General features: G+C 41.5%; 12 protein-coding genes. 10 read left to right on the forward strand and 2 right to left on the reverse strand.

Going from position 1 to position 19,920, the window contains the following annotated elements:
* Positions 1-96: 96 nt before the first annotated feature.
* The 4 genes from J8L86_RS08930 (at position 97) to J8L86_RS08945 (ending at position 6,459) form a co-directional block, all read left to right on the forward strand.
* Positions 97-1,374: a von Willebrand factor type A domain-containing protein gene (locus tag J8L86_RS08930; RefSeq protein ID WP_211029932.1), complete on the forward strand. Its 1,278-nt coding sequence runs from the start codon at positions 97-99 to the stop codon at positions 1,372-1,374.
* Between the two features lie 188 nt (positions 1,375-1,562).
* A complete protein-coding gene (locus J8L86_RS08935) occupies positions 1,563-2,126 on the forward strand; it encodes a sigma-70 family RNA polymerase sigma factor (RefSeq protein ID WP_065108770.1) in 564 nt (187 codons plus the stop codon).
* A complete protein-coding gene (locus tag J8L86_RS08940) occupies positions 2,119-2,934 on the forward strand; it encodes a hypothetical protein (protein ID WP_211029934.1) in 816 nt (271 codons plus the stop codon). The genes J8L86_RS08935 and J8L86_RS08940 overlap by 8 nt, the downstream gene beginning before the upstream one ends.
* Positions 2,935-3,180: 246 nt before the next feature.
* The gene (locus J8L86_RS08945) at positions 3,181-6,459 is read left to right on the forward strand and encodes a S41 family peptidase (RefSeq protein ID WP_211029936.1); all 3,279 of its coding nucleotides are present in this window, start codon (positions 3,181-3,183) and stop codon (positions 6,457-6,459) included.
* Positions 6,460-6,670: 211 nt separating this feature from the next.
* Here the strand turns inward: J8L86_RS08945 and J8L86_RS08950 are convergent, their stop codons facing one another.
* Entirely contained in the window at positions 6,671-7,117 is a 447-nt protein-coding gene (locus J8L86_RS08950) for an OsmC family protein (protein WP_055025704.1), read from the reverse strand.
* A 393-nt stretch (positions 7,118-7,510) separates the two neighbouring features.
* Here J8L86_RS08950 and J8L86_RS08955 point away from each other — a divergent pair, with 393 nt between their 5' ends.
* From J8L86_RS08955 to raiA, 4 genes are all read left to right on the forward strand, one after another.
* Entirely contained in the window at positions 7,511-10,483 is a 2,973-nt protein-coding gene (locus J8L86_RS08955; RefSeq protein WP_065108606.1) for a TonB-dependent receptor, read from the forward strand.
* A 108-nt stretch (positions 10,484-10,591) separates the two neighbouring features.
* A complete protein-coding gene (locus tag J8L86_RS08960; protein WP_211029938.1) occupies positions 10,592-14,932 on the forward strand; it encodes an alpha-1,6-glucosidase domain-containing protein in 4,341 nt (1,446 codons plus the stop codon).
* A gap of 105 nt (positions 14,933-15,037) precedes the next feature.
* Positions 15,038-16,266, forward strand: a protein-coding gene (locus J8L86_RS08965) for an IS3 family transposase (RefSeq protein WP_211029940.1) whose coding sequence is annotated in 2 segments (ribosomal slippage) — positions 15,038-15,389 and positions 15,389-16,266 — 1,230 coding nt in all. Because the reading frame shifts where the segments join, the coding sequence is not laid out codon by codon here.
* 531 nt (positions 16,267-16,797) lie between these two features.
* Complete coding sequence (gene raiA, locus J8L86_RS08970) at positions 16,798-17,154, forward strand: ribosome-associated translation inhibitor RaiA (protein ID WP_055025701.1); 357 nt, start codon at positions 16,798-16,800, stop codon at positions 17,152-17,154.
* Between the two features lie 73 nt (positions 17,155-17,227).
* Here raiA and J8L86_RS08975 read toward each other — a convergent pair whose 3' ends face one another.
* Positions 17,228-17,950: a YebC/PmpR family DNA-binding transcriptional regulator gene (locus J8L86_RS08975; RefSeq protein ID WP_055025700.1), complete on the reverse strand. Its 723-nt coding sequence runs from the start codon at positions 17,948-17,950 to the stop codon at positions 17,228-17,230.
* Positions 17,951-18,252: 302 nt separating this feature from the next.
* On the opposite strand from J8L86_RS08975, the gene J8L86_RS08980 reads away from it, so the two are divergent.
* Both J8L86_RS08980 and J8L86_RS08985 read left to right on the forward strand, forming a co-directional pair.
* Entirely contained in the window at positions 18,253-18,510 is a 258-nt protein-coding gene (locus J8L86_RS08980) for a TIGR02922 family protein (protein WP_055025699.1), read from the forward strand.
* Positions 18,511-18,829: 319 nt separating this feature from the next.
* Positions 18,830-19,879 (forward strand): alkene reductase, encoded by a 1,050-nt coding sequence (locus J8L86_RS08985; protein WP_211029942.1) that lies wholly within the window; start codon positions 18,830-18,832, stop codon positions 19,877-19,879.
* Positions 19,880-19,920: the final 41 nt, after the last annotated feature.

The following is a 19,920-nucleotide window of genomic DNA, read 5'->3' on the forward strand; positions in this document are numbered from 1 at the left end:
TGAGTTGTGGCAATACTGATAATATTTAAAAAATTTAACCCTTTTTGATTTGTTATCCGTTATTACTTATAGGTGAAAACGGTTAAGGGGCTAAAAATGGGAACATCATCGAAGTTATCACGTCAAAAATTGGAGGGCTATTACTTCAATAAAGGGCGTTTATGGCCGTCTATTTTAGTTGGTCTGACATTACTATTGGTGTTGTTAATTAATCTTACTCTACATGTGCGAGCTGAGGTCACGAACAAACCTAATGTCGTTCAAGCAGAGCCAATTGATCCGATCATTCTTCCTAAAAAACCGACGATGCCGCCCGTTAAACCTGGGGTTTATCAAGGGCAGCTGAGCATTGATGGTCATGGTGGCAATATGGTGACAGGGGAAACGCCGCTGTCGCAATACCGACTTTCCTTTAATGATACTGATTACGATGCGCTACAATCCTTGATAGCTCAAGGCCAGTTACCTTTACGAAACGCAGTTAGTAGCCATCAATTAGTTAACCATTTCGATTATCGATTCGACAACACATTAGCTAACAGCGGCGAGTTGTCAAAAAACTATAAAGTGACCACAGAAATTGCGCCATCGCCATTCAATCAAAGCACGTTTCTACTACTTGTGAATGTTGAATTGACCGCGAATGCCAGCGAAAAAGCCGAATTGGGTTTTAATTGGCTACAGACTTTGGTGAGGTTTAACCCTAGATTAGTGTCTGAGTATCGTTTAATTGGCTATGAAACCAATACCAGAGTTAATAGTAGAAAGGGGCCTGCACAACATGTTCAACCTCATATCAAACTGAGTGATGCTAAACAGTTTGTTGCGTTATATGAGCTTAGATATAACGAGCAAACCATGACAGTAGGTGTTAATAATATTGAGGGTGATACTGCTGGTAATCGTGGTGTTCACCAAGGTTTTAGCGCAACAACGATGGCCGAATTAGTCATTTTGGATTCCAGAGCCAAAGCTAAACAGCAGTTAATACCTGAATACGCGATTGATATATCGCAGCAACATAAGTTCTTTGAACAAGCTAGCCCTGAGTTTCGATTTGCGGCTGCAGTGGCTGGACTGGGTCAGCTTATTAATCACAATCATTATGTGCATCAGTTTAATTATGACGAATTAGTGCATATTGCTAACCAGTCGGTGAATGAACTAAATCAAATTGTGGGCGATAACACATCAACCGATAAAATTGAGTTTTTAGCGCTTGTTAAGTCGGTTTATGAGCTAACTAAGTCGCAACAAGGTAAACAATATCGTCCTCGCAATCAGGTCACGCCTTATCCAATGCCAAAGCCCATTTTACTACCAAAACAGGGTGAGTTATTAGAGGGTAAGCAAACAAAGAATCAAAATCATTAATTTCAAGTTAACTGAAGATTGAATGAGGTTTTTTATGACTCAATGCCGTGAATAAGTGGACATTACCTACGTCGCTGGGCAAACTGGTTTAATGCGAAAATAGCCTATAACCAAGGTAGTCAGTGGTGACAGATAACGAAATAAATCAGCAAGCTAATAGAGCTGTTGATAGATCCGATGAACAATTAATGTTGGACTATCAGCAAGGTGATGCTCACGCTTTTGAAGCGCTTTACAGTAAACATAAAGGGCCGCTTTATCGCTACTTTGTACGCCAAATAAGCGATAACACCTTAGCAGAAGATTTATATCAAGATACTTGGGGCAAAGTGATTAATGCCGCTGATAATTACCAAGTTACTGCTAAATTTACTACTTGGTTATACCGTATTGCACATAATTTATTAATCGATCATGTCCGTGCTGTAAAACCATTAGATAAGCTTGATGAATTAGGTGAGCAGGGCATGGATGAGTTTGATGCCAGCATTGGTAATCAACAATTCAATGGGCGACCAGATGAAGTTTTAGAGCAACAGCATCAAGCGCAATTACTTAAAGCCTGCGTAGCTAAATTACCAGCGGTGCAAAAAGAAGCATTTCTGTTGAACATCGAGTTAGGCTTAACAGCTAACGCCATCAGTGATATTGCTAATGTTACTGTTGAAGCCACTAAAAGCCGTATTCGCTATGCGTATCAAAGTATCAAACAATGTGTCGCCAATAAGTGGGAGGGAATGACTCATGAGTAAGCATGATAATAATGACTCTGAACCTATGACTGACGAAGCTTTTGCGGCGTTGCAGCAAGACATTTCTGCATTGTATAAGCTACAAAATTTAGAGCGGCCTTCTGCGGCGATTGATGCTGCAATTTTGGCTCAGTCAAAAATGCGTTCGACACAGAAAACGCAGCAGAATTCCAACTCCAATGTGATTAAGGTGAGTTTTTGGCATAAGCATAAATTGCCATTATCAAGTGCTGCATCAGTGATGATCATAGCATCGGTTATGTTACTCAATCCTGAGTTTAATCAACATGCTGTGACAGATATTGAAGAGGCCATTCCAATGGCGACAGAGGTTAATCAAACTTCACCTTCGCCAGCTAAGATGCGTGCTGAGCCCAATACTTTTGCTGATGAACCTGCAAGTTCAAGTCAACGTATTGAGCAGGGAAGTGGGCAAAGTATTGAGCAGAATGTTGAAACGATGGCTGAAGCACAGCAAGAGACCCAAGCCATACGAGCATTAACTCAACAACAAGCAGCACCGAAAGTGAGTACGGAACACGCTTCAGGTATCGCTCGAAGTCAAATGAAACTGTCTGAAGCACAAGGTTTTAGCAAGATAGATAAAATGCAGTCACAACCTTTAATGCAACATGACTCAGTCGAGCAAGCTTTGGAAACATTAACACAATTAGTTAAAGATAAAGATTGGCAACAAGCTGAACGATATCTACAAACGATTGAACAGCGGTTCCCGAGGATTGTGGAATTAGAACATCCACAACATGAAGTGTATCAGCAATTTAAAAGGCAGTTGACTACTCAATAGTGCCGCCGTGAGCGCAAAGCCATAATATTAAAAAGGTAATAATATTTAATTGATATTATTACCTTTTTTTATCTTAACTTAATCATGTTAATCCTTATTCTCTGATGAGTATTTTTACTAACGTATTCGGTTACAAATTCATCGAGGATAAATCATTAATTAACGTATTTTGATACTGATAAGTTGCATTTTTTTTGCTAATTTGAGTGCTTGAAAATAATAATATTTACAAGGACTTTTCTGATCATGAAACTTCGTCAATCCGTTACCGCTTGCATGCTGGCCCTTGGGCTTTCAGGAATCGCTTTTCAAGCGGTCAGTAGTGAAAACCAAGGGTACTATCGTGCGCCAGCATTGCACGACCAAACCATTGTGTTTACCGCTGAAGGCGACTTATGGACTAGTCAGTTAAACCAAACTACAGCGACAAGATTGACGACTCAAGCAGCAGAAGAGTTAGATGCGACTATTTCAAAAGATGGTCAGTGGTTGGCTTTTACTGCCAATTATGACGGTGCAACTGAAGTGTATGTTATGCCAATGGCCGGCGGTGTTGCAAAACGAGTGAGCTTTGAGAATAGCCGGGTTCGCCTGCAAGGTTGGACTGCTTCTGGTGAGATCCTATATGCCACTGACAATGCCAATGGTCCAGCAAATTACTGGGTACTAAAAACAGTTAATCCATCGTCATTAATCGTAACCGATCTTCCCCTAGCTGATGCCATTGAAGGTGCGATTGATGCGCAAGGTAAATATGTTTACTTCACTCAATTTGGTTTACAAGCCAGTGGAGATAACGCCAAGGTTTATCGAGGTGGCGCATTAGGCGAAATCTGGCGCTATGAGCTGGGTAGCAAAAAAGAAGCGCAAAAGCTTACCGCCTCCCATCAGGGTTCTGTAAGACAACCTATGGTGTGGCAAAATCGCGTGTACTTTGTCAGTGATCAATCTGGCAATGATAACATTTGGTCTATGTCAGTTGATGGCAAGGACATGACTCAGCATACTCAATTTTCAGAGTGGCAAGTGCGTGACGCTCAATTAAATCAGGGACGTATAGTGTTTCAACATGGCGCAGACATTAACGTATTTGATATTAGTAATAATAGTTCGTCCATCGTCAATGTTAGTTTGACTTCAGATTTTCCTCATCGTCGTGAGCAATGGATTGCAGATCCAATGCAATATGCCACGTCAGTTGCTTTTGCTGCAAAGGGGAATAAAGCGGTTATTACAGCTCGTAGTCATGTCGCCGTTGCCAGTCATGACGGCAGTAGACTGATTCAAATTAAAACCCCTGCTGATGCTAGAGTTCGTAATGGTGCTCTTAGTATCGACGGAAAATGGGTTTACGGCATCAGTGATGCTTCAGGCCAACAAGAGATTTGGCAATTCCCAGCGGATGGTAGCGAAGGTGCAAAGCAATTAACCAAAGATGGCTCATCGCTACGAACCAGCTTACACCTTTCACCAGACGGTCGTTATATTGCTCACGATGATTATGACGGCAACGTGTGGCTATTGGACTTGAAAAAAGGCAAGAATAAAAAAATTATCGTTAATGGAGAAGGCTTAGGCGAATATGCGGATATTGTTTGGTCTGCGAATAGTCAGCTTATCGCCGTGACTAAGTCTGAAATTGGTAAGCAGCGTCCACAGGTGGTGTTGTACTCCTTATCAGATGAAAGAGCACAAGCATTAACTAGCGATAAATATGAGTCATTTTCACCTAGTTTTAGCCCTGATGCGCAGTGGTTATATTTCTTATCTAATCGCCACTTTGATGCAACACCAGGTTCACCTTGGGGTGATAGAAACATGGGGCCGATTTTTGATAAACGCACCCAAGTGTTTGCGATTGCACTCAATGAGAAGGCGTTATTTCCATTCGAAAAACCGACTGAACTCAATGCAAGTACCATTGCAAATAAAGAAGAAGCGACCAATACCGCAATTAAAAAAGTCAGAGTTGACTGGAAAGGGATTACTCAGCGTCTTTGGCAAGTACCCGTTGCATCAGGGAATTATGCTAATTTAACTGTGCTAAAAGATAAGTTGTATTTATTGGACACTCATGCCAATAAGACCAGTTTAAAGCTCATTAAATTTGATCATCTCTCTGCTGAAATTAGTGAGTTTGGGGCTGATATCGGTGGTTATGCTGTGTCTGCTGATGGCGAGAAATTACTCATTACTAAGCAGTCTAACCCTGCTGAAATGCATATTGTTACCGCAGGCGATAAGCTACCTGCTGAACTTAAAAACACTCAAGTTGATACCGCTCAATGGCAGCTGGCTATCTCACCTATGCAAGAGTGGCAGCAAATTTTTGAAGATGCTTGGTTGATGCATCGAGACTCTTTTTACGATAAAGGCATGCGAGGTAAAGATTGGGCTGCCATTAAACAAAAATACCAACCTTTATTAAAAAGATTGACCGATCGTAACGAGCTTAATGACATATTTAAGCAAATGATGGGGGAACTCGATTCATTGCATTCCCAAGTTCGTGGTGGTGATGTCACTAAAAATGAGACTGCAACTGCGGCTAGTTTAGGGGCGCGATTATCACAAACCGATAAAGGAGTGATTATCGGTCATATTTATCAGAATGATCCTGAGTTGCCTTCTCAAGCTTCACCCCTTGGGCGAATTAATGTGGATGCTAAACCAGGGGATATCATAGTCGCCATTAATGGCAAAGCCATTGACTCGGTTGCGGATGTAACGCATAGCTTGCGAAACCAAGCTGAAAAACAGGTACTGCTTGATTTAAAGCGTGGCAAAGATAGCCATAAAACCATTGTTGTGCCTCATAGCAATGGCGCAGATGCTAAATTACGTTACTTAGATTGGGTTAACAACAATGCGCAAAAAGTCGCTAAGGCCAGTGATGGCAAAATGGGGTATTTGCACCTGTATGCTATGGGGTCGGGTGATATCGAAAGTTTCGCACGCGAGTTTTACACCAATTACGATAAGGATGGCTTAATTATCGACGTTCGTCGAAACCGAGGCGGAAACATTGATAGCTGGATAATTGAAAAACTGCTTCGCCGTGCTTGGGCATTTTGGCAGCCGACCCATGGTTCAGCAAATACCAATATGCAACAAACCTTTAGAGGCCATTTAGTGGTGCTTGCAGATCAAATGACGTACTCAGATGGTGAAACTTTTTCTGCAGGGATTAAAGCATTAGGTTTAGCCCCTATTATTGGCAAGCAAACTGCTGGTGCTGGAGTGTGGTTATCAGGGCGTAATCGAGTGACTGATAATGGAATGGCACGCGTCGCTGAGTATCCTCAATATGCAATGGATGGTCGTTGGATTGTTGAAGGCTACGGTGTTACACCTGATATTGAAGTTGATAACTTGCCTTATGCAACGTTTACCGGTGCTGATGCGCAGCTTGAAAAGGCCATTAGTTACCTTAAAGAGGAACTAAAACAAACGCCGATCCTACCTTTACGTGCTAAACCTATTCCACAACAAGGCACTGCAGAGGATATTTTACCTAAACCATAGACTGGTTTTAAAAGTGACCAAGTAGAACAGGAAACGGTTGCTTGGTAATTTAAGTTATTGTTTTTAGATGCATAAATTGAAATGCATCTGACGAGGGCTCTACTAATAAGTCATCTAGACACTAAAAAAGCCAATCACAATGATTGGCTTTTTTTACGTCTTACTTGGTTGCTGAGTAAGGGTTATATCTGTCTTTACTCAGTAATGAATATTAATCGATATTTATTGATACTTCAGAGTTAATACTGTTCGCAATAAAGCAGTTAGCATGGGCTTTATCGTGTATTTTTTGCAGTACTTCATTACTGACTTCAATGCCTTCGGCAAACGTTACTTGCGGGTTTAAGAGCATTTTAGTGACAGACAATTTTCCTGAATCGTTTTTACCAAGTTCAGCACGGGCATTATCTTGATAAGATACGACAGTTAATCGCTTTAAGTGCGCAATGGCTAGAAATGTCAGCATATGACACGAAGATAAGGCGGCCAAAAGGCTTTCTTCTGGGTTAATTTTTTCGTCATTACCTTTGTACTCAGGTGCTGAAGAAGCTTGTATCACTTGCCCTGAACCAAACTCAATTTGGTGATCTCGGTTAAATTCAGGTGCGGTATGTTCAAAATGATCCGCTTGCCAGTTTACCGTTAGCTTAAAACCCATTAATGCTTCCTTTATTAGCCAATTCAAATGCTTAAAGTCGATTGTTTGCTAAATAAATTAGCGTTCTTACCTTAAATACATTTTTACCGAGCCTGCATTTTACCTGAGTACCTGATGAAATCTACTAAAGCTTAGAAAATTCAATTCTATTGTATTCGTAAAAATACCTTTGCATTTAACTTTGTTTGTTTTTTGCGCATTAATTCATTCGCTTATGTAAGCAATTTTTAACTTGGTTGTTAATGGTTTGTTATGAATACGTATGCAAAAAATTGAGACTAATACTTATCCATGACTACTATAACTCGATAATAATGCCTGATATTCCATTAGTCTGAGTCGTATAACTGAATGTTGGGTGACTATAAAGTCAGTAAGGTGAGGGGAAACTCAATGTTCAATTGTAAACCTAGTGTGTTATCACTAGCGCTAGCAGCGGCAGGAGTCAGTATTATGTTGACTCCGAATGACGCATTTGCGGCCGATGAGATAAAAACTGAAACGGTTCAATCTTCGACAGCTGATGTCGAAGTGAGCGCCACAGAGAATACACAACCCACAAATGCGTTAGCTAGCAATGAAGCGGATGATACGGAAGCAGAAACTGGCATCGAGCGGATCAGTGTGAAAGGCTATAGTCGTAGTTTGATTGATTCACTTAACTCAAAACGTTATGGGGATACCGTTTCTGAACAATTATCTGCCGATGACTTAGGTGCACTACCTGACGTTTCAATGGCCGATGCATTGACCCGTTTACCTGGTATTTCTGCAGTACGTACTGGTGGTCAAGCTGCTGAAATTAACATTCGTGGTATGTCGGGTGGCTTTGTATTTTCAACCTTAAATGGACGTGAACAAGTATCAACGAGTGGTTCTCGTAGTATTGAGTTTGACCAATACCCTTCTGAATTAATTAGTTCTGCAGCGGTTTACAAGTCGCCTAAAGCTTCCCTTATTGAAGGCGGTGTTGCGGGTACTGTTGAGCTGACAACCGTCAGTCCTCTAAGCAAAGATAAACAACATAACTTTACTGCCAATGTGCGTGGTATGTATAACGATCGTGCCGATGAAGTGTATGGTGCCGAAGATTTTGGTTCTCGTTTAAGCTTTTCATATCAAGGTAAATTCCTAGAGGATACCTTAGGTGTGGCAGTGGGTTACGCTCGTCTTGAACAGCCGAGTGTCGCAACTCAATTTATTGGCCTTGCTTACAATGATTCCAAGGATGTCGACGGCATTGAAGGGGATATCAATGGACCTGAAGATAACCCTGCGAACGAATACATCAGTGAAGGCTTTGAGGTACAACATCTAGGTGGTGTTGAAATTCGAAATGGTTACATGGCCGCCATTGAGTGGGCACCAGTAGATAATTTTGTGTTAAAGGCTGATGCCTTTATGTCCCGCTTTGACAGCGAATCATTTGCTCGTGGTTTTCGTACCAAGTTTGGCGGCCGCGATGCCAGTGTTTCAAATCCAACTTATGATGGTAATTCAGTTATCGGCGGCACGTTTAACCGCACTTCTAAAAGCTACACTCGTGTCGAAATCGTCAATGATGATAACCAAGATTTTGATGAGGTCGACAGCTTTGGTATCAATGGTGATTGGCAGGTAACAGACAGATTAAACGTCAATGTCGATGTGTCGTTATCAGCGGCTAAAAGTGATTTCAGAAACGGCTTACTTTGGTCAAATGTCGCTGTTGATGCGAATGCGGATGCGCCTATTTTTGATGAGAATGTCTCAGTAAGTTATTTATTAAATGGTTTAGATTTACCCGATGTTGGCTTTAATCAGGCGGATGCATTTTCTGATATCGACCGAGTGATGGTCAGTAAATACGGTATTTATCCGTTTGAAAACGAAGATGAAGTGAAAGCATACCGAGTAGATTTTACTTATGAGTTAGATAATGACTTTATCGCAAGTGTAGAATTTGGCGCACGCTATTCAGATCGCACTTACTCAAACGATCGCTCAGTATTTGAATACGGTAATGATGGTGCATTTTCAAAGTCTGAGCCGCCACTCAAACTTACCGATGATATGACAACGGTTGTTGACTGGGATGGTGACTTTTCATATTTCCCTTCTTATTTAGCCATTGATTTAGATAAAGCGTTAAATGCATGGTTCCCAGATGGCACGCCACAACCTGTGCAAACTTGGGGTAATGCAGGTGGAGTCATCGATCCACAAGGCTACACAACTAACTATTCATGGTCAGTGCTGCAAAGTGGCGAGGTGTATGAAGAAGTCTTGTCTGGCTATGTTATGGCAAACATTGATACTGAAATTGGTGGATTACCAATTACGGGTAACTTTGGTGTTCGTGTGGTTAATACCGACCAGTCAGCGACCATGCTTCAAAATGTAGAAGGAGATCCGACTTTAGGTGCGCAGAATATTACTGATGAAATTGGCATTATCAACCAAAACTATGCGCCAACGGTTCAGGGGGTTGATTACACCGATTACCTGCCTTCTATCAACTTAAACTTTAAAGTCACTGATGACTCACAGGTCCGTTTTGCCGCTGCAAAAGTGATGTCTCGCCCACCGATTAATCGCTTAGCTGGCGATATCAGTGCATCGGTTTCAGATGATGGTGAAATCAATGGTTCAAGTACCAATAACCCATTCTTAATGCCGTTCTATGCAGATCAATACGATTTATCTTATGAGTATTACTTTGATGAAGGGGCTGTCGTCGCTGCTGTCTTCTATAAGAATATTGACTCATTCATTGACACGATTGCGATTGATAATTTCGACTTTAAAGGCAACGGTTTTAACGTCCCTGATTACATTATTGATGAAGATAGTGGTGAGCAAATTGAAACCACTAACGGTACTTACACAACTGCAGTCAATAACGCTGAAGGCGGCTATATTCGTGGTCTTGAATTAGCTTACACCCAAGTGTTTGCTTCACTACCAGCAGGATGGTCAGGGCTAGGGTTTAACGCCAGTTACTCTTACACCGAGTCTGAAGTGCAATCCATTACTAACTTAGGTGGTGACACGGCAACGCAAGATTTACCTGGGTTATCTAACAATGTGGTCAGCGCCACGCTCTTTTACTCTTACGAAGGCTTCGAAACTCGCTTAAGTGGTCGTTACCGTGATGATTTCGTATCTGAGCAAGTCGCCATTAACGAACAAGTGGTGAACTTTGATGGTGAAACAGTGCTTGATTATCAAGCGTCTTACCAAGTGACTGATGGCTTAGGAGTGTTATTTCAAGTGAATAACTTAACTGATGAGCCAACTAAAAGTTACTTCGGCACTGAAAACAAAACCGGCACCATTCAGTACTTTGGCCGCGAATTTTACTTGGGGTTCACTTATGCCATGTAACAAAAATAATAAGAACAATATCCAGTTAATTCGTGTGATGGGTCATCAAATTAATAACAACAAACTGATGACGCAATTTAATCAACATTCTATGGGGAGAAGTCACTCATGATGAGTATTTCTAGAGTCGTGAAATTATCTGCAGTTGCTGCCAGTTTAGCGACGCTTGCAGGTTGTGGTGGTGGGGATTCATCTGAGCCAGGTGAAGTGCTGTTAACGTGTAATGTACCGAATATCCCTAATGCAGCGGGCACCGAATGTGTACCACCGCCGCCATTAAGCTGTCCTGCACCTAAATTTCCAGATGCAAAAAATGAAAGCTGTATTGTGGGCTATAACCCTGAGCTACCAGAGCCTGTAGCTTACGCTGGTGAAAACCAAGCTGTGTTGTATTACAACCGAATTAAGGATAACGATAATACTGATTCGAACCCTAATTACCCAGGTTATAAGCTGCATACTTGGAATAATGACACCTGTGATAGTTATGCACCGCCGTTTGATTCAACTGATTGGGCAAATGGTCATTCGTTTGATGGTATTGACCCTAATTATGGTGCCTATTGGATCATTAATCTTAAAGAAGGCTATGGCGAATGTGCCAACTTTATTGTTCATATCGGTACTGAAGGTTCAGGTAAAGCACTGGGGGATGGTGACTTAGTCATGAACCTTAAAGTGTTAGCCGAAGACGGCGAGCCTGAAGCAAACTTTAACCGTTCTAATTTTACCATCCATGGTGAAAGTGATGTGTATGATTATCCGATTCTAGATGTTGGTTTTTCTATTGCTGGTGCAAGTGCTCACTGGTTAGATCAAAACACTTTTGTATGGAATGAAGATCCCGACGGCATTGCCAAGTTCGTCATTCATCATTCTGCATCAGCTGGAATTGCTGCTGATAATGATGGCAACATCAGTGGTACTCAGGTTGAAGTGATGACCAGTGAGCTAACTGATGTGCAAAAAGCCTTAGTGCCACATTTAGCTGATTGGCCTGCCTATGAAGCGAATTTTACTGCAGAAGAAGCTAAGTCTATTGCTAAAAATCAATTGGTGATGGCGGCGTATGACAGTGCCAATAAACCTGTCGCGGCAAGTCATGTACAAGTGGCAAAAGTATTGGATGCGTTATATACCTCAGGTGATAACGATGCTGACGAAGCTGATTTAGGCATAATATATGACGGTAGTAACATCATTGCTAATGTCTGGGCGCCAACAGCGCAGTCGGTAAACTTAAAGGTTTATGACGCGGCGAAAAACTTAACCAGCACTGAGGCTATGACGCTTGATGCTGACACGGGTATTTGGTCATTCAGTGGTGATATGATCCTAGACAGAATGTATTACCGCTATGAGTTAGTGGTTTATCATCCTGTTACTCAGGCTATTGAAACACTCGAGTCAACGGATCCTTACTCACTTAATGTCTCAACTAATGGCCGTTACAGCCAATTTGTTAACTTGAGTGATGCAGATTTAAAACCTGAAGGTTGGGATGGCCACGAAGTTATGACGGTGGCAAATCCTGAGGATATCGTGATTTACGAAGGTCATGTACGTGACTTTAGTGCACGTGATGAAAGCACGACTGAAGCTAATCGAGGAAAGTACTTAGCCTTTACAGAAGAGGGAAGTGACCCTGTTGAGCATCTTAGAAAGCTGGCTGAAAGTGGTGTAACACATTTTCATTTGCTGCCAATCAATGACATTGCCACAGTCAATGAAGACCCAGCTGAGCGCGTTGATATTTCAGATACCTTGGGCACCTTATGTGACAAGATTGATGACAATGCAGATGCGTGTTTGACTCAGGATAAGTCGGCAACTATTCAGTCTATTTTAGAAGGAACATTACCAGGCTCTAAAGATGCGCAAGCACTCGTTAATGCCATGCGTGGTTATGACAGCTTTAACTGGGGTTACGATCCGCAACATTTTATTGCCCCAGAAGGAAGTTATGCGACTGATGCTGACGGTATTGCTCGCATTAAAGAACTGCGAGAAATGAACTTAGCATTACATGAACTCGGTTTACGCGTGGTACTTGATGTGGTCTATAACCATACGAGTTCGTCGGGACTTTGGGATAACTCGGTACTGGATAAAGTCGTGCCAGGTTACTACCACCGCTATAACGAAATTACCGGTAAAATTGAGTCATCGACTTGTTGTGATAATACTGCAACAGAACATCGAATGATGGATAAGTTTGTTTCAGACTCCATGGTCATTCTTGCCAAGCAGTATGGATTTGATGGTTTCCGATTCGATGTGATGGGTCATATGCCGAAAAGCAGTATTTTAGATGCTCGCGAGGCTGTTCAAGCGGTTGATCCTGATAACTACTTCTATGGTGAAGGTTGGAACTTTGGTGAAGTCGCAGATAACCGCTTATTTGAACAAGCTGTTCAGGCCAATATGGCAGGCAGTGAAGTCGGTACCTTTAATGATCGTATTCGAGAGTCAGTTCGTGGCGGTGCATTATTTGCTATGGAGCAAAAAGATGACTACTTACGCGACCAAGACACCCTGCGTTTATCAATGGCTGGTAACTTACAAAATTACGTCTTAAAAGACTTTAATGGTAATACAGCAACAGGTAGCAGCTTTAGCTGGAACACCCAGCCTACGGCCTATACTTTAGATCCTGCTGACAGTATTAACTATGTGTCAAAGCATGATAACGAAACCTTGTGGGATATTTTGCAGTACTCAAATGACATTGGTATGTCGCTTGATACTCGAGTTCGTGTGCAAAACATTGCTGCAACGATTCCATTAATGAGCCAAGGTATCCCGTTCTTCCAAATGGGTGGTGATATGTTGCGGTCAAAATCACTGGATCGTAACACCTATGACTCTGGTGATTGGTTTAACTGGGTCGACTTTACTAAGGAAAGCAATAACTGGAATGTTGGATTACCGTTAGAGCAAGATAATGCAGAGAAAATGGAACAAATTATCGCACTAGCAGGTAATCCTAATTCAGCCCCATCAATGTCTGAAATTGAGTTTGCTTCAAGCGTGTTTAATGAGTTCTTATCGATACGTAAAAGCAGCCCTTTACTGCGGTTAACTACCGAACAAGACATTATTAATCGAGTTGGTTTCCATAATATTGGTAAAAATCAAAAGCAAGGCGTTATCGTGATGAGTGTTGACGATGGTGCAGGCCTAGTGGATGTTGACCCTGCGGTTGATGCCATGGTGGTGATGATAAATGGTAGTGATAGTGAGCAATCTCATACTGTGTCAACAGCAACGGGCTTTAGCTTGCATCCAACGTTAGCTATGTCAGTTGACTCAATAGTTCAAGGTGCAAACTTTAGTGAAGGCACTGAGGAAGGCACCTTTACCGTTCCAGCTCAAACCACAGCTGTGTTTGTTAAAAACCAAGGTGATGCACAAGGTACTGGTTTAAGTGCAGACGCGACAGCGGGTGCGCCTGATGTTGTTCCTTATGGCAGCACAGAAGTCTTTGTTCGTGGCAGCATGAATGGTTGGGGTGAAGTGGATAGCTTTACCTATATTGGAAATGGCGAATATCGCGTAGCGATTACGTTAGCAGCAGGTGGCTATGACTTTAAAGTAGCGTCAGCAGATTGGAGTACCGTTGATTTTGGCGGCGTATCAGATGCTGAAGCAGGTGTAGATGAAGACGTAGCAGAGCAACTTGCACCAAGTGGTGCAAACTTAAGCTTTACAGCTGCAACTGATGCAACTTACGTGTTCTCACTCAATGCGGCTGATAAAGATAACCCAGTGCTTACCGTATACAACGAAGAGCCTTTTGTGGGGACTAGCGTTTATATTCGTGGTGGCATGAACGGTTGGGGTGAAACTGACGAGCTAACATATATGGGCGGTAGTATTTATCAAGCTGAAATTTTGGTATCTGTAGCAAACCATGAGTTTAAAGTGGCATCAGCTGATTGGTCTACTGTTGATTTTGGTAGCTTAGATGCCGATGGTTCAGTCACACTAGGGACTGAAAAAGCATTAGCTGTTTCTGGTAGCAATATGAGCCTGAACTTTGAAACTGAAGAAATGTATACCTTCACTCTAGACATGACTAATCGCAATGAACCTGTGTTAACAGTAAACAAAACTGATATGTTTGCTGGTAATACCGTTTACATTCGTGGTGGCATGAATGGGTGGGGGGAAGTGGATGCACTCAGTTATCAGGGATCATCTGTATATACTGTCGATATTGCACTTGACGCTGGAACTGCCGAGTTCAAAATCGCCACAGGAGACTGGTCAACGGTAGATTTTGGCGCTATAGCAGGTGAAGAGGCCGTGATTGAAGGTGATATGAAAACCTTAGCCTCTAAAGGAGCAAATATGCTGTTTGATGTTGCTGCAGCTGGGACTTATCGCTTTACGGTAACAGGCCCAAGTTTAAGTTCACCTACGTTAACCGTTAATCGTGTTAACTAGGACCTAGATAATTGTGTTGATGGTAAAAGGCTCAGCGAAAGCTGGGCTTTTTTGTTTTAAAAAATGTCCCGTCCTGAGATAAGTTGACACTTTGGAGACTTATCTATGAAACCTTCAAGCACAATCAGTTTTAAACGTACACAGCGTGATTACACGTTAGGCTTTAAATTAGCCGTCGTCAGCCAGGTAGAAAAAGGTGAGCTAACCTATAAACAAGCTCAAGAGCACTACGGGATCCAAGGTCGAAGCACTGTCCTTACGTGGTTAAGAAAACATGGTAGATTAGACTGGACGCAACCCATTGAGCATTCTCCTATGTCTAAATCTAAAGAAACACCCGCCCAGAAAATAAAACGCCTAGAGAAGCAGGTTTCTAATCTAGAAATGAAAAATATGATTTATGGCGATATGGTTGAACTGTTAAAAAATGAATATGGTATCGATTTAGAAAAAAAGTACTTAGCCGAGCGCTCTGGATTGCCAAAGAAAAAGGCACCGTAAAGTTAGCGACAGCGAGTCGGCAATTTAATTTATCGAGGCAAGCGATTTATCAATGGAAGCAACGAGTTGAATCTAAGGCAGAAAGGCTCAAACCTGTGAAACCAATGGTGATGTATTGGCGTCAGTTTATGCCTAGAGTAGGAACTCGTAAGCTCTACCAGCTCATCAAGCCACAGCTGATTGAGCAAGGCATAAAACTTGGAAGGGATGGGCTATTTGACTATCTGAAACAGCAAGATATGTTGGTGAAGCCAAGAAAAAACTACACCAAAACAACCAATAGCCATCATTGGCTTAGAAGACATCCTAACTTACTGAAAGAGAAGACGGTTGAACGCGCTGAAGAGGTCCTCGTTAGCGATATCACTTATGTAAAATCAGATGAGGGAACGCACTATTTATCGCTGGTTACAGATGCATATTCCAGAAAGATAATGGGATATGAACTAAGCGATGAGATGAAAGCCTCTGATGTCGTTAAGGCCTTGGATATGACGATAAAGAATCGGATAACAACGGGTAATATAATTCACCACTCAGACAGAGGAATACAGTACTGCTCAGAGGAATACCAAATGACATTAGCCGCCAACGGTATCACACCATCAATGACAGATGGATATGACTGCTACCAAAATGCACTGGCGGAGAGGGTAAATGGTATTTTGAAACATGAGTTTTTGCTTTATCGTTGCCGAACGATGAAAGAGCTTGGTGTTTTAGTCAAAGAATCAATAGAGATTTATAACCAGCTACGGCCGCATCTTAGTTTAGGAATGAAAACCCCGAACGAGGTGCATGAAAAAGCCAGTTGGTATTTCCAACTGGCTTAATAAAAACCGTCAACCTATTTTAGGACTAGACAAAACTGCAATATGTGTTGTGAATGACACCTAGTGTACTGGTCGGTAGTGCTTTATTAATTATGTTTCATCAGGATGATTCTGTGTTAAATAGCAGGATTCTTGGTAAAAGCAGCCTAATGTTATTTATGCTAAAACGGTTTTAAAGCGCCTTTTAAGGGGGCGAACAGTAATATATTACTTTGTTAACTGGCTTGCTCTGAATGAAATTTAAACAAAAAAGAGGGCTAATTGTCTGAAAAATGACAATAAATGCATTTTTGATGTAAAGACGACAAAAGTTGCAGATTTTGTTTGGTTTTTGTGTCTATACTAAAGCTGTAAAGGAAGAAAATGACAGTAGTATTAAAAGAAGGCAGGTTGTTAGCTAAGTTAACAAAAATTTATACAACGGCCCTTGTGATCTAGGACACACGCCCCAAAATCTACTTATGTAAGAATAAATATCTGCTAGAAAGTGAAGTATATAGCCTTGCTATATTATTAAAGGATAAGTTATCTATGAAAATAAATCTTTCGGGTCACCATGTTGATGTTACAGATACTGTAAAACAAGACGTTAGCGCAAAATTCACCAAAATTGCCAGCCATTTCCCAACGCTAATATCACTCGATATTATCATCTCAAAAGAACACGGCGAATTTGAAGTTGAAATCACGACAAATTATGAAGGCAGTCGTATCGCAGCAAAAGCCTCAGATCCTGTTATGTATCCAGCACTTTCAAGTGCAGGTAAAAAACTTGATGCAGCTCTTAAACACCGCAAAGGTCAGCTAAAAGCTGATTTACACGCCAAGCCTGAAGTGACAGCGCCTGAAATTGCTTATGAAAGAGTGCAAGAGATGGATCTGAAATAGTCCAAGACTTTCTAACGAAATAAAAAAACGCAGTCAAATGACTGCGTTTTTTGTGGCCGTTAACTAATGATGTTTAATCATTAATTTCAGCATTGTGATAAACATTTTGCACGTCGTCGCAATCTTCTAATGCGTTAATAAACTTGTCAAACGTTTCAACATCTTCACCAGTAACTTCGGTCATTGCTTGTGGCACAAAAGTAATGTGCTCAACTTCAAAGTTGATATCGGCAATTTCTTCAGTCAGTGCAACACGTACCTTGTTAAACTCAGTAATTGGCGCAAATACACTGATCATGCCATCTTCAAGTTCAACGTCAGTGACATCAACATCAGCCATCATTAGCAGTTCTAAAATGGCTTCGTCGTCATCACCTGCAAATACGAATACGGCTTGATGATCAAAGCTGTGGGCAACAGTACCAGGGCCACCTAACTTAGCATCGTTTTTAACAAATGCTTGGCGTACTTCTGTAAAGGTACGTTTTACGTTATCGGTTAGGCAGTCAACGATAACTGAACACCCGCCAGGGCCAAAACCTTCATAACGTGCAGTATCGTAATCTTCACCGCCACCGCCTTTCGCTTTTTCGATTGCGCGTTCAATTACATGTGCTGGTACTTGGTCTTTCTTTGCGCGAGTAATTAAGCTGCGTAACGCTAGGTTACCGTCAGGGTCAACACCACCATTTTTGGCACAAACATAAATTTCTTTACCATAACGCGAGTATAAACGCGTTTTTTGGCCGGCAGTCTTTGCCATAGATTCTTTGCGGTTTTGGTATGCTCTTCCCATCTTGATCTCGTTTTAAATTTCGAAAAATTGCCGCTGATTCTAACAAAAATAATCGCAGCTGTTTAGTCTATATGAGCAGAGCTATTGATACAGATCAGCCGATATAGGGTTAATGCATTCAATTTAACATAGTTACTGTTAAATTTGTGTAAGATATTGATGACTAAAATGCGGAAATAGACTTAATAATCATCTAAACTCAAAGCTGTGTGAGTAACCCTCTATAGTAAAAATGCGCTAAACTTGGAGGGAAGTAACGATATGATTGCATTGATAAGTCAGCATTAATAAGAGAGTTCTATATGACAGATGTTAGCCAGGAAGTTGCCACCACGGATGATAATAATAAAGCCACGGTAACCGTGCTATTTTACGAGGCCCCAGTTGGCTTACTGATGAAGAATACCGTGTTGACTGATCTTGACGTAAGCGAAACAGGTAGGGTGATGCTGCCTAATGAGTTTCGTGCTGGTAAATCAATCATTGCTGTACTTGATGGCGAGTGTAAAATTCTTAACTCATTGGGCGAGCGTGTTTATGCGCAAAAAAACCTTGTTTAAAAAGGCACTTTAGCCGTAACTAATTATTGTTATTTGATTAATGACAATCAATCTGAACTTTCTACCTCCTTTCTTCGTAATCTTGAGGCAAACTAATCGACTGTAAAAAGTGAGTCTCAATATTCATTTCATACTTATGACGAGCATCTATGTTGAATCATTGACCTAGATGTTTGAGATAATCGTTTAGTTGCTTAAACATAAAATATGACAAACTTAATCTGTTGTTAAACTGGCAGACAAAGTATGTATATACTGCCATCAAACGCGGTGACTTATTTACCACACCAATTAACGATCTCATTTTCAAGGAAGCATTATGCCAGCCTCGTTATTTACTCCCTATAAACTCAATGACACCTTGACTCTTAACAACAGAATATTAATGGCCCCGTTAACTCGCTGCATGGCTGATGATGATTTAGTTCCAACGCAAACCATGGCTGATTATTATGCTCGCCGTGCCGATGCTGGACTTATCATTAGTGAGGCGACCATTATTCGTCCCGATGGTCAGGGCTATGTCAATACACCTGGACTTTATACCCAGGCACAAGTTGATGGCTGGAAAGTTGTCACCAAGGCCGTGCATGATAAAGGCGGTAAAATTTTTGCTCAGCTTTGGCACACAGGGCGTGTTGCTCATCCATTCTTTTTTGGTGAAGGTAAGGGTGAAGTGCTATCAGCATCAAACATTGGCATAGAAGGCACAATACCCCGCAATCGAGAGTTAATGTATCAACAGCCTAAAGCTGCGACCAGTGAGGATATTACTCAGCTGGTGGCAGATTATGCAACCGCAGCAGACAATGCGCTCAAGGCCGGTTTTGATGGCGTTGAAATTCATGGTGCTAATGGCTACCTCATTGATCAATTTCTACATTACTCCTGTAATAACCGCACAGATGAATATGGTGAATCGCCAGAGAATATGGCACGTTTTGCCATTGAAGTAGTAGATGGGATTGTGGCTAAAATTGGCCACGAGAGAACGGCTATTCGTTTATCACCTGGGGCGTATTTTAATATGGAACCCGATAGCCGCGATCGGGCAGTATTTGATTACCTACTTAAACAATTAGAGTCTCGTCAACTTGCCTTTATTCATTTAGGAATATTTGATGATGCAATGGAGTTTGACTATCTAGATGGTAAAGCGTCAGCGTATTTAAGAAAGCATTACAATCAAACCTTAGTGGGGGTTGGTAGCTATACCGCTGAAACTGGCAATAAAGCCATTGAGGCAAATGAATTTGATTTGTTGGCGATTGGACGGGCGTTTATTGCGAATCCTGATTATGTGAGCAAGGTACGTCGTGGAGAGGAGCTGACTGCTTACGATGATGCCATGTTAGCTGAGCTAGTTTGATGCCTACTATGCGATGGTAAGTTGCGAAACAGCTAGGTTAG

Origin of the sequence: Shewanella sp. MMG014 (assembly GCF_018100775.1) — a bacterium.
Taxonomy (GTDB): domain Bacteria; phylum Pseudomonadota; class Gammaproteobacteria; order Enterobacterales; family Shewanellaceae; genus Shewanella; species Shewanella japonica.